The sequence below is a fragment of the Mesorhizobium sp. WSM1293 genome (assembly GCF_000513875.1).
Lineage (GTDB): Bacteria > Pseudomonadota > Alphaproteobacteria > Rhizobiales > Rhizobiaceae > Mesorhizobium > Mesorhizobium ciceri.
In genome coordinates this window covers 250,868-264,070 of record NZ_KI911320.1, presented here as the reverse complement: position 1 = coordinate 264,070, position 13,203 = coordinate 250,868, and the positions used below count along the sequence as shown (strand labels likewise).

At 63.3% G+C, this 13,203-nt stretch carries 12 protein-coding genes and 1 tRNA gene; 5 read left to right on the top strand and 8 right to left on the bottom strand.

Annotated features, from left to right (window positions below):
- Nucleotides 1–7: 7 nt before the first annotated feature.
- The 5 genes from M729_RS0133910 to M729_RS0133890 all read right to left on the bottom strand — a co-directional run bounded on the left by M729_RS0133910 (nucleotide 8) and on the right by M729_RS0133890 (nucleotide 5,217).
- Nucleotides 8–787, bottom strand: a complete 780-nt coding sequence (locus M729_RS0133910) for an SDR family oxidoreductase (protein ID WP_027164222.1) — start codon at nucleotides 785–787, stop codon at nucleotides 8–10.
- Nucleotides 780–1,670, bottom strand: a complete 891-nt coding sequence (locus M729_RS0133905; protein WP_027164221.1) for an aldose 1-epimerase — start codon at nucleotides 1,668–1,670, stop codon at nucleotides 780–782. The genes M729_RS0133910 and M729_RS0133905 overlap by 8 nt, the downstream gene beginning before the upstream one ends.
- Nucleotides 1,671–1,683: 13 nt before the next feature.
- Nucleotides 1,684–2,634: an L-arabinose ABC transporter permease AraH gene (gene araH, locus M729_RS0133900; RefSeq protein ID WP_027164220.1), complete on the bottom strand. Its 951-nt coding sequence runs from the start codon at nucleotides 2,632–2,634 to the stop codon at nucleotides 1,684–1,686.
- A gap of 11 nt (nucleotides 2,635–2,645) precedes the next feature.
- Nucleotides 2,646–4,157 (bottom strand): L-arabinose ABC transporter ATP-binding protein AraG, encoded by a 1,512-nt coding sequence (gene araG, locus M729_RS0133895; RefSeq protein WP_027164219.1) that lies wholly within the window; start codon nucleotides 4,155–4,157, stop codon nucleotides 2,646–2,648.
- 70 nt (nucleotides 4,158–4,227) lie between these two features.
- Entirely contained in the window at nucleotides 4,228–5,217 is a 990-nt protein-coding gene (locus tag M729_RS0133890) for an arabinose ABC transporter substrate-binding protein (RefSeq protein ID WP_024501894.1), read from the bottom strand.
- 257 nt (nucleotides 5,218–5,474) lie between these two features.
- Between M729_RS0133890 and M729_RS0133885 the strand changes: the two genes are divergently transcribed.
- On the top strand, nucleotides 5,475–6,164 hold the full coding sequence (locus M729_RS0133885) for a FadR/GntR family transcriptional regulator (RefSeq protein ID WP_050596413.1): 690 nt from the start codon (nucleotides 5,475–5,477) through the stop codon (nucleotides 6,162–6,164).
- Between the two features lie 8 nt (nucleotides 6,165–6,172).
- Nucleotides 6,173–7,321 carry a galactonate dehydratase gene (gene dgoD, locus M729_RS0133880; RefSeq protein ID WP_024501895.1) on the top strand — a complete coding sequence of 383 codons (1,149 nt, stop codon included), beginning with the start codon at nucleotides 6,173–6,175 and terminating at the stop codon, nucleotides 7,319–7,321.
- A gap of 192 nt (nucleotides 7,322–7,513) precedes the next feature.
- On the opposite strand, the gene M729_RS0133875 is transcribed toward dgoD, so the two are convergent.
- A tRNA-Ala gene (locus M729_RS0133875) sits at nucleotides 7,514–7,589 on the bottom strand.
- A gap of 172 nt (nucleotides 7,590–7,761) precedes the next feature.
- Nucleotides 7,762–8,151 carry a TIGR02300 family protein gene (locus tag M729_RS0133870; protein WP_013528180.1) on the bottom strand — a complete coding sequence of 130 codons (390 nt, stop codon included), beginning with the start codon at nucleotides 8,149–8,151 and terminating at the stop codon, nucleotides 7,762–7,764.
- 206 nt (nucleotides 8,152–8,357) lie between these two features.
- Between M729_RS0133870 and aroA the strand changes: the two genes are divergently transcribed.
- From aroA to rpsA, 3 genes are all read left to right on the top strand, one after another.
- Complete coding sequence (gene aroA / locus M729_RS0133865; protein WP_027164217.1) at nucleotides 8,358–9,716, top strand: 3-phosphoshikimate 1-carboxyvinyltransferase; 1,359 nt, start codon at nucleotides 8,358–8,360, stop codon at nucleotides 9,714–9,716.
- Between the two features lie 67 nt (nucleotides 9,717–9,783).
- Nucleotides 9,784–10,428, top strand: a complete 645-nt coding sequence (gene cmk / locus M729_RS0133860; protein WP_013528182.1) for a (d)CMP kinase — start codon at nucleotides 9,784–9,786, stop codon at nucleotides 10,426–10,428.
- A gap of 215 nt (nucleotides 10,429–10,643) precedes the next feature.
- The gene (gene rpsA, locus M729_RS0133855; protein ID WP_013528183.1) at nucleotides 10,644–12,341 is read left to right on the top strand and encodes a 30S ribosomal protein S1; all 1,698 of its coding nucleotides are present in this window, start codon (nucleotides 10,644–10,646) and stop codon (nucleotides 12,339–12,341) included.
- Between the two features lie 97 nt (nucleotides 12,342–12,438).
- Here rpsA and M729_RS0133850 read toward each other — a convergent pair whose 3' ends face one another.
- Nucleotides 12,439–13,146 carry an SDR family NAD(P)-dependent oxidoreductase gene (locus M729_RS0133850; RefSeq protein ID WP_027164216.1) on the bottom strand — a complete coding sequence of 236 codons (708 nt, stop codon included), beginning with the start codon at nucleotides 13,144–13,146 and terminating at the stop codon, nucleotides 12,439–12,441.
- Nucleotides 13,147–13,203 lie beyond the last annotated feature (57 nt).

Sequence of the window (13,203 nt, the reverse complement as noted above, 5' to 3'; positions counted from 1 at the left end):
CCGGAATTCAGGCTGGATGCTGGAGCTGGCTCAGCCCACCATCTACGACGAGCGTGGCCGCATTCATGAACGGGCACTCGTCGGAAATCATGAACACCGCAGCCAGCGCAATCTCGCGCGCCGTGGCGATGCGGCCGCCAGGATGTAGCGCCATGGTGTTGGCGCGTGCTGTGGCCGGATCGGCAAAGCTGTTCCAGTAGTCGATCGCCTTCTGGGTTTCGACATAGCCGGGCGCCAGCGCGTTCACGCGCACGCCTTGCACCGCATATTCGAGCGCCAGCGATTTGGTCAGGCCGAGCAGCGCGTGCTTGGCGACCGGATAGGGAAAGGTGTGTGGGATGATGGTGAAGCTGTGCGTCGAGGCGATGTTGAGGATGGCGCCGCCGCCGCTCGCGATCATACCCGGCAACACCGCCTTGCTGCAATTCCAGGCGCCCTTGACGTTGACGTCGAAGTTGCGGTTCCATTCCTCCTCGGTCGCCTCGAGCGGCGTCGAGAACACATTGACCCCGGCATTGTTGATCAGCGCGTTGATGGGGCCGATCTCGGCGGCCGCTTGGCTGACGGCAGCGGCAATTGCGGCACCGTCGCTGATGTCGGCTGCCGCATGCCCGACATGGCCGCGCGGCACGGCGAGGCCCGCGACGGTCTTGTCCAGCAGTGCGCCGTCGCGGTCGACCAGGAACAGTCTTGCGCCTTCGGCAAGGCAGGCCCCGGCGATCGCCAGCCCGATGCCTTGCGCGGCGCCGGTCAGGAAGATGCGTTTGCCGGAAAGGCGCTCAGCCATGGTTGTCGCTCCAGTCGAAGACGGTCATTGCGAATCTTGCTCTGAGAACCTCGCCGGGGGAAAGTACCTTGATCCCCATTGGGTCGGCATCGAAATGCTTCAACGCATTTGGGGTATGGCTCATCGGCTCGAGGCAGAAGAAGCTTCGGTCCGTGTCCGGCGCAAAGAGCATGTAGCGGTCGAGTTCCGCGTCCGCCTCGATGTCGATCCCCAGACAATGCTCCGGCCAGATGATGCGCGCGATGCCGCTCCACCCTTCGAAGCCATTGTTCAGCCAACGGTCGGGCAAATGGCGCGGCGTTGAGAAATCGACATCGTCGGCAATGGCGCTCCTGGACGCTGGAAGGTGCCCGTCGCGCTCTGTCCACCAGGTTTCGGCCGGCGCAAACAAGGTCGTCCGCGGCGTGCGCGGAAAGAATGGATGGAAACCGAGGCCGAATGGCAGTGGAATGACGCCGGTATTTTCGACGGCAAGCCGGAGTTCCAGCCGCGCGCCGGCGAGCCGGAACGACTGTCGCGCATGGTAGGCATAGGGCGAGTCGACGCCGCGCGGATGATCGAAGGCCAAATCGAGGCGGTCGACGCGATGCTCCTCGACCTTCCAGTTCGCCTGCCAGCCGTCACCGTGAATATAGAAAGGATCAGTCGTGTTGGGCGCCAGCGTGAAGTTTTGACCGCCGCAGGAAAACGCATTGCCCTCGACGCGATTGCCGATCGGCACCATCGGAAAGCAAGCGCAGTGCAAAACGTCGAACTCGGCCTCGCCTTGGTAGGGACGCAGGAATGGCACCCCGTCGGCCGTATGGCCGTTGACGATTGCGCTGCCAGAGGGGCTGATCTCGACGCACAGCCGATTGCTTTCCAGTAGTATTCCAGCCGACATGCCCTGCCCCGACTCAACGCCGGCCCAAAGCCGACGAGCGCAGATTGTCGAGCAGCACGGCCAGGAGCAAAATAACGCCGCGCACGATGTACTGGTAAAAGGCCGGGATGTTGAGCAGGTTCATGGCGTTCTCGGCGATGCCCATGATCAGCACGCCGACGATGACGCCCGACATGGTGGCGCGGCCGCCGGCAAGCGAGACGCCGCCGAGCACGCAGGCCGAGATGACCGAGAGTTCCAGTCCGACCGCCGCGTTGGGCTGGCCCGAGGTGATGCGCGACGCCAGCAGGATGCCGGCGATGCCGCAGACGACGCCTTGCAGCGCAAAAATCCAGATGCGCGTCCGGTCGACATTGACGCCGGCAAGGCGCGAAGCCTCCGGATTGCCGCCGATGGCCAATGTGTTCTTGCCGAAGACGGTGCGGTTGAGGACGAAGCCGAAGATGCAAAACAGGATGGCGAGCACCCAGACCGGCGTCGGAATGCCGAGCAGTTTGGACAGCGCGAGCTGGTAGAAATCCGGGCTGTTGATGCCGACGGCGCGGCCGTCGGACGCAATCAGCGCAAACCCGCGCACGATCTGCATGGTGGCCAGCGTCGTGATCAGCGCGTTGATGCGGAATTTGGCGATGACGATGCCGTTGATGAAGCCGACGAAGGCGCCGCTGGCAATTGCCGCCAAGAGGCCAAGCAGGATCGAGCCGGTGTAATTCGACGCCATCACAGCGACCATGCCGGCAAAGGCGACGATGGAGCCGACCGACAGGTCGAAGTCGCGTGCGGCAAGGCAGAACATCATGGTGCAGGCGACGATACCGACGGTGACCACCGACTGCAGCAGGCCGAGCATATTGCGGTCGGTGAGGAAATTCGGCACCAAGAGCGACACCAGCGCGAAGGCGACGACAAAGATGACGACGAGGCCCTGTTCGCCGAGCAGGATTTTTTTCAACTGGTCGGTCATGCCAAAAGTCCTCAAGATGCGATCGCGTCGGGGGTTTTCTGATCGGGGAGAGCGGCGGCCAGGATCGCCCTTTCGGCGAACTGGTCGCGGGTAAGTTCAGCACTGACGCGGCCGCCGCACATCACCAGAATGCGATCGCAGATGCCCATCACCTCCGGCAGTTCGGACGAGACGACAACGATCGCCATGCCGTCCTGCGCAAGCTGGTAGAGCAGTTCATAGATTTCCGATTTGGCACCGACGTCGATGCCGCGCGTCGGCTCGTCGACAATGAGAACCCGCACCCCTTGTTCGGACAGCCAGCGGCCAAGAATGACCTTCTGCTGGTTGCCGCCGGAGAGATTGATGATGTCCTGCTTGCGCGACGGCGTGCGCACCTTGAGCTTCTTGATGAAGGTTTCGGCGGTGGCGATCTCGCTGGCGCGGTTCAAAACACCGAAGCGCGTGTGATGGCGCCGCGACGAGATGTTGATGTTCTCCTCGACCGAGCGGCCCTGGATGATGCCGTCATGCTTGCGATCCTCCGAACACAGCACGATGCCGGCCCGGATCGTACCACGCGGATCGGTGGCAGGGACCAGCTTGCCGTCGACGGTGATGGTGCCGCCCGAGCGCGGATCGGCGCCATAGACCAGACGCATCAGTTCCGAGCGCCCGGCGCCGATCAGGCCGAAGAAGCCGACGATCTCGCCTGCCCTCGCCTCGAAACTGGCCGGCGTCTTCAGTTTGGGGCCGCTGAGAGCGTCGACCTTCAGGCGGACATCGCCCGTTTTTCGTGCGCGAAAACCCCAGATATCCGAAATCTCGCGGCCGACCATTTCGGCGACGACCTGGTCGCGGGTGACGCCTTTCAGCGACGCATGGTGCGCCGCCAGCTTGCCGTCGCGCAGCACGGTCAGGCTGTCGCAGAGCCGGAACACTTCGTCGAGCCTGTGCGAGACGTAGATGATGACCTTGCCCTCGCCGCGCAGGCGGTCGATCAGGGCAAACAGGATTTCGCTTTCGCGCGAGGACAGCGACGAGGTCGGTTCGTCCAGCGCGATAACGCGTGCGTCGAGCATGATCGCCTTGGCGATCTCGACCATCTGGCGTTCGCCGATGGACAGCGTCTTGACCTTGCGGCGCATGTCGATGTCGATGCCGGCCGATTTCAGCTTGGCGCCGACGTCGTCCAGCATCCGGCGGCCGGCGATGATGCCGGCGTTGGCAGGGAAACGACCGAGGCTGAGATTTTCGGCAACGGTGAGTTCAGGAACCAGCTGCAGTTCCTGATGAATGACGATGACGCCATTGTCGAAGGCATCCCGGGTCGAGGTATAGGCCTGAACCCTGCCGTCGATGCGGATCTCGCCCTGATCGGCATGCTGGTCGCCGGACAGTATCTTGATCAGGGTGGATTTGCCGGCGCCGTTCTCGCCCATCAGGCCGTGCACGGCGCCTTTGTCGACGCCGAACGAGACGTCCGACAGCGCCTTGACGCCCGGATAGGTCTTGGTGATGTGCGAGAAGTCGAGAAAGGACACGGGCAGCGATCCTCTTGTGGAATGGCAAACAGGCGGCGGGATGAGCCGCCGCCTGTTTGTACAGGGAGGATTATTCGATGCCGAGGCCCTGGCGGACCTTCTGGTAGTCGTCGCGCTTGGCGAGTGCACCGGAAGTCAGGATCAACTTCTCCGGCTCCTTGTTGCTGGCAACCCAGTCATACATGTTGAGCGCCGTTTCGTAGCCATGACGCTTCGGCGAGATGATCACGGTGCCGACGAAGCCGGTGGCCGTCGGCTTCTTGAACTCGTTGATCGCCGAATCCGCGCCGCCAATGCCAACGCCGATCACGCTATCAGCGGGGATGCCGACGCTTTCGGAAGCACGCACCGCACCCAGCACCGCTTCGTCGTTGAGGCCGAAAGAAACCCACTTCTTGATCTCGGCATGGGCGTTGAGCACGACGGTCGCCGCATTGAGGGCAGCTTCCGTATCGGTCTTGGCCTGAGGGGCGTCAAAAATGTTCTCGGCCTTGAAGCCGTTTGCCTTGAGCACCGAGATGGCGCCTTCGACGCGGTCGACGGCGGTCGGCAGTTGGTCATAGGAGACGCGGATGGCGCCGACCTCGTCGGCCTTCCAGCCGCGCGCCTTCATCTCGTCGACGATCGCCTGGCCGACCGCCTCGCCGATCTTGGTTGCCGAGATGCCCATATGCGGCACGTCTTCCAGCGCCTTGCCGTCGGCGCCGACCAGGCGGTCATCGACAGTCATCAGCTTGAGATTGTTGGCGGCGGCCTTGGCGACGATGCCGGGGCCGAGCTTCACGTCGGGCGTGCAGACGATGAAACCCTGCGCGCCCTGGGCGCCGAGATTGTCGATGGCCGACATCAGCTTCTCACCGTCTTCGGCGCCGATCTTGACCAGGGTAAAGCCCTTTTCCTTGGCGGCCTGGTCAGCGAACTTCCATTCGTCCTGGAACCACGGCTCCTCGGGCTGTTTGACGATGAAGCCGATCTTGGTGTCCTGAGCATATGCAGCGATGGTCGTGACGGACAGCACGGCAAGCGCGCCCGCGACGAGCGCGGTCTTCAAAAGTCGCATGATTACCTCCCAGCGATAGACCGGGCGCTCAGCCCGGATGCCGGAGTCTCTAATCGCTTTTATCATACTCGTCAATTGATCTGGTATGATAATTAATGTACATGCTCTGACCAGCGATCGCTGGCGCAATTGATCCGCATCCGTTAAGGCCGGACCGGTTGTGCGAAACCAGCGGTTCGCCGCCTTGGAGGAGGGCTGAGGTGACCGGGACTTTGAAGAAACCGCAAGGCGACACAGCCACTCGCCGCCCGCGCGTCATGCCCGACGTGACCAAGGCGATTGCCTCGGACATCTTTTCCGGGCGTTATCCGGCCGGCTCCTCACTGCCGACCGAAAACGAGCTCGGCGTCGAATACAGCGTCAGCCGCACCGTCATCCGTGAGGCCCTGAAAGTGTTGGCGGCAAAAGGGCTGGTGCTGTCGCGGCCACGCGTCGGCACGATCGTCTGCAACGAGGACGACTGGAACATCATCGACCCGCAGGTGCTGGCCTGGCACGCGCCGCATGCACTGGACGACAAGCTCTTCGACGCCATTCTTGAGACTCGCCGGGCCATCGAGCCGCTGGTTGCCGAACTCGCCGCCACGCGCGCGACGCTGCAGGAGATCGCCGATCTCGAAGCCACCTGGCGCGGCATGGCCGGCGCCGGCGAGGATCTCGCCGCCTTCTCGCGCAGCGACATCGCTTTCCACCAGATCGTCTATGCCGCGAGCCACAACCCGATCTTTCGCCAGATCGGTAATCTCATCGACACCGGGCTGAAATTCTCGCTGGAGGCGACGGCGGTGATTTCGCTCGACCGGCGCATGGAGGCCGTGGCGGCGCACCGCGAGGTGGTCGAGGCGCTGCGTATGCGCAATGCCGATGCCGCGCGTGGGGCGGCAAACAAGATCCTCGACCTCGCGGCGCGCGACCTCGTCAGCGCCAAGAAACTCAAAAGCAACTGAGACTGCGCATGAAAATCATCTCGCTCACCACCTACATCGTTCCGCCGCGCTGGCTGTTCCTGAAGATCGAAACCGATGCCGGCGTCACCGGCTGGGGCGAGCCGGTCGTCGAAGGCCGGGCGCTGACCGTCGAGGCGGCGGTCAAGGAGCTTGGCGATTATCTCATCGGCAAGGATCCCCGGCTGATCGAGGATCACTGGACGGTGATGCACCGCGGCGGTTTCTACCGCGGCGGCCCGATCCTGATGAGCGCCATTGCCGGGATCGACCAGGCACTGTGGGACATCAAGGGCAAGGCGCTCGGCGTGCCCGTGCACGAACTGCTCGGCGGCAAGCTGCGCGACTCGATCAAGGTCTATTCCTGGATCGGCGGCGACCGCCCGGCGGAGGTCGCGGCCGGCGCCAGGGAAATGGTTGCGCGCGGTTTCCTGGCGCTCAAGATGAACGGTACCGAAGAACTGCAGATCGTCGACAGCCATGACAAGATCGACGCCGCTGTCGAACGCGTCGCCATGGTGCGCGAGGCCGTCGGGCCCAACATCGGCATCGCTGTCGATTTTCATGGCCGCGTGCACCGGCCGATGGCGCGTGCGCTCGTCAAGGAACTCGAACCCTATAGGCTGATGTTCATCGAGGAGCCGGTGCTCAGCGAAAACCGCGAGGCGCTGAAGGAGATCGCCGCGCTTGGCTCGACACCGATCGCGCTCGGCGAGCGGCTCTATAGCCGCTGGGACTTCAAGTCCGTGTTCGAGGAAGGCGTCGTCGACATCATCCAGCCCGACCTGTCGCATGCCGGCGGCATCACAGAATGCCGCAAGATCGCGGCGATGGCGGAAGCCTATGATGTCGCGGTCGCGCCGCATTGCCCGCTCGGGCCGATCGCGCTTGCCGCGTGCCTGCAGCTCGACGCGGTCAGCTACAACTGCTTCATCCAGGAGCAGAGCCTCGGCATCCACTACAACGCCGCCAACGACCTGCTCGACTATGCCGCCAACAAGGATGTCTTCCGCTACGAGGATGGTTATGTCGCCATTCCCGACGGCCCGGGCCTGGGTGTCGAGATCGACGAGGATTATGTCAAGGAACGCGCCAGGGAAGGCCACCGCTGGCGCAACCCGATCTGGCGCCACAAGGACGGTTCCTTCGCCGAGTGGTGATCCGGGCTGGCTTTCAGACTCCAAGCGCTCCATGAATAGTGAAAACTTTGTCCGGCGAGCAGTTGCTCTCGAGAAATGGCTCGTTCGTTCGGTTTGATCGAGGGGCTTTCAGCGGCGTTGCCGAATTGACCATCAAACGCAGATGACCGCAGTGCGGCACATTCATCGGCTGCGAATTGCAGAGGGACTGTTTGGTGGAGCCAATCGGGATCGAACCGACGACCTCTTGAATGCCATTCAAGCGCTCTCCCAACTGAGCTATGGCCCCACTTCCGGCAGTCAACCGGCGCCGTTTCCGGCGAAGAGATCCGGCGCGGGTTGGAGACCGCGCCGTTAGTGCAGGCGGCTTCTAACCCCGCCCTTCTCAGATATCAAGCCTTCGAGAGTCGCTTTTTCTTCACAGGCCTCGAAAGCCCGCAAACGCCCGCTTTCAAGGCCGATCAGACCTCGTCGTCGTCGTCGCCGACGCCGATCATGTCGGCAACGTCGTCATCTTCTTCCTCTTCGTCGGCGAGGAAGGTGTCATCCTCGTCGTCGCCGAGATCGACGTCGTCCTCGTCGTCGCCAAGATCCGGCAGGTCGTCGCCCTTGACGTCCTCATCAGCCTCTTCGAGCGAGACGACCTCAACGCCTTCTTCTTCCTCGGCGTCCACTTCCTTCTCGGCCACTTCCTCTTCCTCCTCGAGAGCGGCAATCTTGCCTTCCTCGAAATAGGAACGCGGATAGGTCTTGCCGGTGTAGGGCGAGACGATCGGGTCCTTGTTCAGGTCGTAGAATTTTCGGCCCGTCTCCGGGTCGATACGTTTTGTGCCAAGTTCGGTTTTTGCCACGGCAAGCCTCGTCAATAAAAGAGTGGTCCCCTTAACCACAGTTTGCAGCGCTGTCAAAGCGAAAAGCCGGCGTCACAAAACCATGCATTGAAAGGCCTCGCGTGAAGTGACGACCATGGGGATGACCATTTCGGCCCACCGTGGTACGAGACCGCCGCAACAAATGAAAAGCGCCGGCCCGCCGGCATTCCGTCCAGGGAAATTCCATGTCTCACGCCGCCGCCCCCAAGCCGGCCACCGCCCGCCAATCCCCAGCCCTTTCCGGCATCGCGCGCGTGCCGGGCGACAAGTCGATCTCGCACCGTTCCTTCATGTTCGGCGGCCTCGCCTCCGGCGAGACCCGCATCACCGGCCTGCTCGAAGGCGAGGACGTGATGCGCACGGGCGCGGCCATGAAGGCAATGGGCGCGCATATCGAGAAGAACGGCGACGAGTGGGTGATCCGCGGCACCGGCAACGGCGCGCTGCTGCAGCCGGAAGGCCCGCTCGATTTCGGCAATGCCGGCACCGGCTCGCGGCTGACCATGGGCCTTGTCGGCACCTATGACATGGAGACGACCTTCATCGGCGATGCCTCGCTGTCGGGCCGGCCGATGGGCCGTGTGCTGGAACCCTTGCGCCAGATGGGCGTGCAGGTGCTGAAGGCGACGCCGGGCGACCGCATGCCGATCACACTGCATGGACCCAAGCATGCCGCACCGATCACCTATCGCGTGCCGATGGCCTCGGCGCAGGTGAAGTCCGCAGTGCTGCTCGCCGGCCTCAACACGCCCGGCATCACCACGGTGATCGAGCCGGTGATGACACGCGACCACACCGAAAAGATGCTGAAGGGGTTTGGCGCCAATCTGTCGGTCGAAACCGACGAGCGTGGCGTGCGCCACATTTTCATCGAAGGCCAGGGCAAGCTGACCGGCCAGACCATCGCCGTGCCGGGCGACCCGTCCTCGGCCGGTTTCCCGCTGGTGGCCGCCCTGATCGTGCCGGGTTCGGACATCACGATCGAAAACGTACTGATGAACCCGACCCGCACCGGCCTGCTTTTGACGCTGCAGGAGATGGGCGGCAAGATCGACATCCTCAACCGGCGCAATGCCGGCGGCGAGGATGTCGCCGACCTGCGGGTACGTTACTCCGAGCTCAAGGGCGTCATCGTGCCGCCCGAGCGGGCGCCGTCGATGATCGACGAGTATCCGGTGCTGGCGGTCGCTGCGAGCTTCGCCGAGGGCGAAACGCTGATGCAGGGGCTGGAGGAGTTGCGGGTGAAGGAATCCGACCGGCTGTCGGCCGTCGCCAACGGGCTGACGCTCAACGGCGTCGACTGCACCGAGGGCGAAGCTTCGCTTGCCGTGCGCGGCAAACCGGGCGGCAAGGGCCTTGGCGGCCATCCCAATGGCAAGGACACCACCGTGCAGACCCACCTCGATCACCGCATCGCCATGAGCTTTCTGGTCATGGGGCTGGCGACGGAAAAGCCGGTGACCATTGACGACGCCGCCATGATCGCGACCAGCTTTCCGGAGTTCATGGGGCTGATGACGGCGCTGGGCGCGGAGATCGGGTGACGGTCGTGGCAACCAATAGCCTTGGTACGTTGGCAGGCCAGCGCCCAACCCTTTCGGCGGTCTGCCAATGACACACGTCTTCACCATCGCCATCGACGGCCCCGCCGGCGCCGGCAAGGGCACCCTCGCCCGCCGGCTGGCCGACCACTACCGCCTCAACCTGCTCGACACCGGCCTCACCTACCGTGCCGTGGCCTATGCGCTCATCCAGCACGCGCTGCCGCTCGACAATGTCTCGGCGGCTGAAACCGCTGCCCGCCAGGTCGATCTGGCAAAGCTCGACCGGACGGTCTTGTCGGCGCATGCGGTCGGCGAGGCGGCCTCCAAGGTCGCGGTGTACCCGACCGTGCGGCGCATCCTCGTCGAAAAGCAGCGCGACTTCGCCAAGACGCCGCCGGGTGCGGTGCTCGATGGGCGCGACATCGGCACCGTGGTGTGCCCCGACGCCGACATCAAACTCTATGTGACGGCGAGCGCCGAGGTGCGAGCACAGCGCCGGCTGGCCGAGATCGAGAGCATCGGCGGGACCGCTGATTTTACCGAGATCCTCGCCGATATCATGCGCCGCGACGAGCGCGACATGGGTCGAGCGGACTCACCTTTGAAGCCGGCCGCCGACGCGCACTTGCTTGATACCAGCGAAATGGCTATAGAAGCCGCGTTTCTTGCAGCCATGGCGATCATCGATGACGTCTTGGCTAAGAGAGACTAGGCCTGATCCGGGTTTTTCCCTCGTGTTTCCGTTGTCGGAGGCGAAGAAAATACCCATATCGGGCACGAACCAGCCTGCCAGCATTCTTCATGCGCCGGAATTGCCGCTTAAAGAGCGGCCCAGGGCTTTTGTAGCCCGGAACGCCGGCAGGCCAACGCAACGCTAACCCGCGGCGCCCGTCCCGCTTCCAGATGCGGGGCACTCCAGGAGAAACAATGTCAGCTGCAAATCCCACTCGCGATGATTTCGCGAGCCTGCTCGAAGAATCATTTACAACAGGCCATTCCGGCGAAGGCCAGGTCGTCAAGGGCACGATCACCGCGATCGAGAAGGACATGGCCATCATCGACGTCGGCCTCAAGGTCGAAGGCCGCGTGCCGCTGAAGGAATTTGGCGTCAAGGGCAAGGACACTACCCTCAAGGTTGGTGACACCGTCGAGGTCTATGTCGAGCGCATTGAAAACGCGCTTGGCGAAGCGATGCTTTCCCGTGAGAAGGCCCGTCGCGAAGAGAGCTGGGTCCGCCTCGAAGAGAAGTTCACCAAGGGTGAGCGCGTCGAAGGTGTTATCTTCAACCAGGTCAAGGGCGGCTTCACGGTCGACCTCGACGGCGCCGTGGCCTTCCTGCCGCGCAGCCAGGTCGATATCCGCCCGATCCGCGACGTCTCCCCGCTGATGCACAACCCGCAGCCCTTCGAGATCCTCAAGATGGATCGCCGCCGCGGCAACATCGTGGTGTCTCGCCGTACCGTGCTCGAAGAGAGCCGCGCCGAACAGCGTTCGGAAATCGTGCAGAACCTCGAAGAAGGCCAGGTTGTCGAAGGCGTCGTCAAGAACATCACCGATTACGGTGCGTTCGTCGACCTCGGCGGCATCGACGGCCTGCTGCATGTCACCGACATGGCATGGCGCCGCGTCAACCATCCGACCGAAATCCTCAACATCGGTCAGACGGTCAAGGTGCAGATCATCCGCATCAACCAGGAAACCCACCGTATCTCGCTCGGCATGAAGCAGCTCGAGAGCGATCCGTGGTCCGAGATCGGCACCAAGTTCCCGATCGGCAAGAAGATCAAGGGCACCGTCACCAACATCACCGACTACGGCGCGTTCGTCGAGCTGGAGCCGGGCATCGAGGGTCTCATCCACGTTTCGGAAATGTCGTGGACGAAGAAGAACGTGCATCCAGGCAAGATCCTGTCAACGACCCAGGAAGTCGACGTGGTGGTGCTCGAAGTCGATCCGGCCAAGCGCCGCATCTCGCTCGGCCTCAAGCAGACGCTCGAGAATCCGTGGCAGGCTTTCGCCTCTAGCCATCCGGTCGGCAGCCAGGTCGAGGGCGAGGTCAAGAACAAGACCGAGTTCGGCCTGTTCATCGGCCTCGAAGGCGACGTGGACGGCATGGTGCACCTTTCCGACCTCGACTGGACCCGTCCGGGCGAGCAGGTCATCGAAGAGTACAATCGCGGCGACATGGTCAAGGCGCAGGTGCTCGACGTCGACATCGACAAGGAGCGCATCTCGCTCGGCATCAAGCAGCTGGCCAAGGATACGGTCGGCGAAGCGGCGACTTCAGGCGAACTGCGCAAGAACGCGGTCGTCACCTGCGAAGTCATCGGCGTCAAGGATGGCGGTCTGGAAGTGCGGCTGGTCGACAGCGGCATCGAAACCTTCATCAAGCGCTCCGACCTGAGCCGTGACCGCGACGAGCAGCGCCCCGAGCGCTTCACCGTCGGCCAGAAGGTCGATGCCCGCGTCATCGCCTTCGACAAGAAGACCCGCAAGCTGCAGGTCTCGATCAAGGCGCTGGAAATCGCCGAAGAGAAGGAAGCGGTCGCCCAGTACGGCTCGACCGACTCCGGCGCTTCGCTGGGCGACATCCTGGGTGCCGCGCTGAAGAAGCAGGGCAGCTAAGTCTTCGCACCGCGAAGCCTTCGCACAGGCTCCAAAACAAAACCCCGCCGGAGCGATCCGGCGGGGTTTTTCTTTGACCGAGGTAAAGGTTGGAAAGTTACGCCCTGCCGTAAAGCGGCACCAGCGTGCCGCTCATCGCCTGATTGGCCGGCGAGGCGAGATAGGCGATGGCCTCGGCGGCGGCTTCGAGGCTGACCCATCTTGTGACATCGGCATCCGGCATATCGGCGCGGTTTGCCGGCGTATCTAGCGTCGACGGCGCCACGGCATTGACCAGGATGCCCTTGTGCTTCAGCTCTTCGGCCATCGCCACCGTCATGGCTGCCACCGCCGCCTTGCTGGCGGCGTAAGCGACCATGCCGGCGCCGCGCCGCGGATCGAGCCCGGCGCGCGCGGTGACGTTGACGATGCGGCCCGCCGTGTCCGACGACAGCATCGAGCGGATCGCGGCGCGGCTGCACAGGAAGGCGGTGCGCGCATTGGTGTCCATCATCTCGGCAAAGGACGCCGACTCGATCTTTTCAACAGGCGCCGAGGTGAAGCCACCAGCCAGATGGATCGAGCCCCAAAGGCCCGGGACCTGGCTATAGAACGCTTCGACCTTCGCGGGGTCCGAGAGATCGACGTTGTGCACCAGCTGGACACGGTCATGCGAGGTAAAGGGGAAATGCGTAGGGGCGGCGGCATGAGCATTGGGCACATGGCAGATCGCGCCGTCGCTCAGCAGTTTGCCGACAACCGCACCGCCGAGCGCACCGGTCCCACCAGTCACGACGATATGCTTGCCTTCAAGTGTTTCCGTCATCTTGGACGCTCCTGTCATTTTTTTGTCGTTAGGTCGTTTCTGTGCCGCCGACGCGAA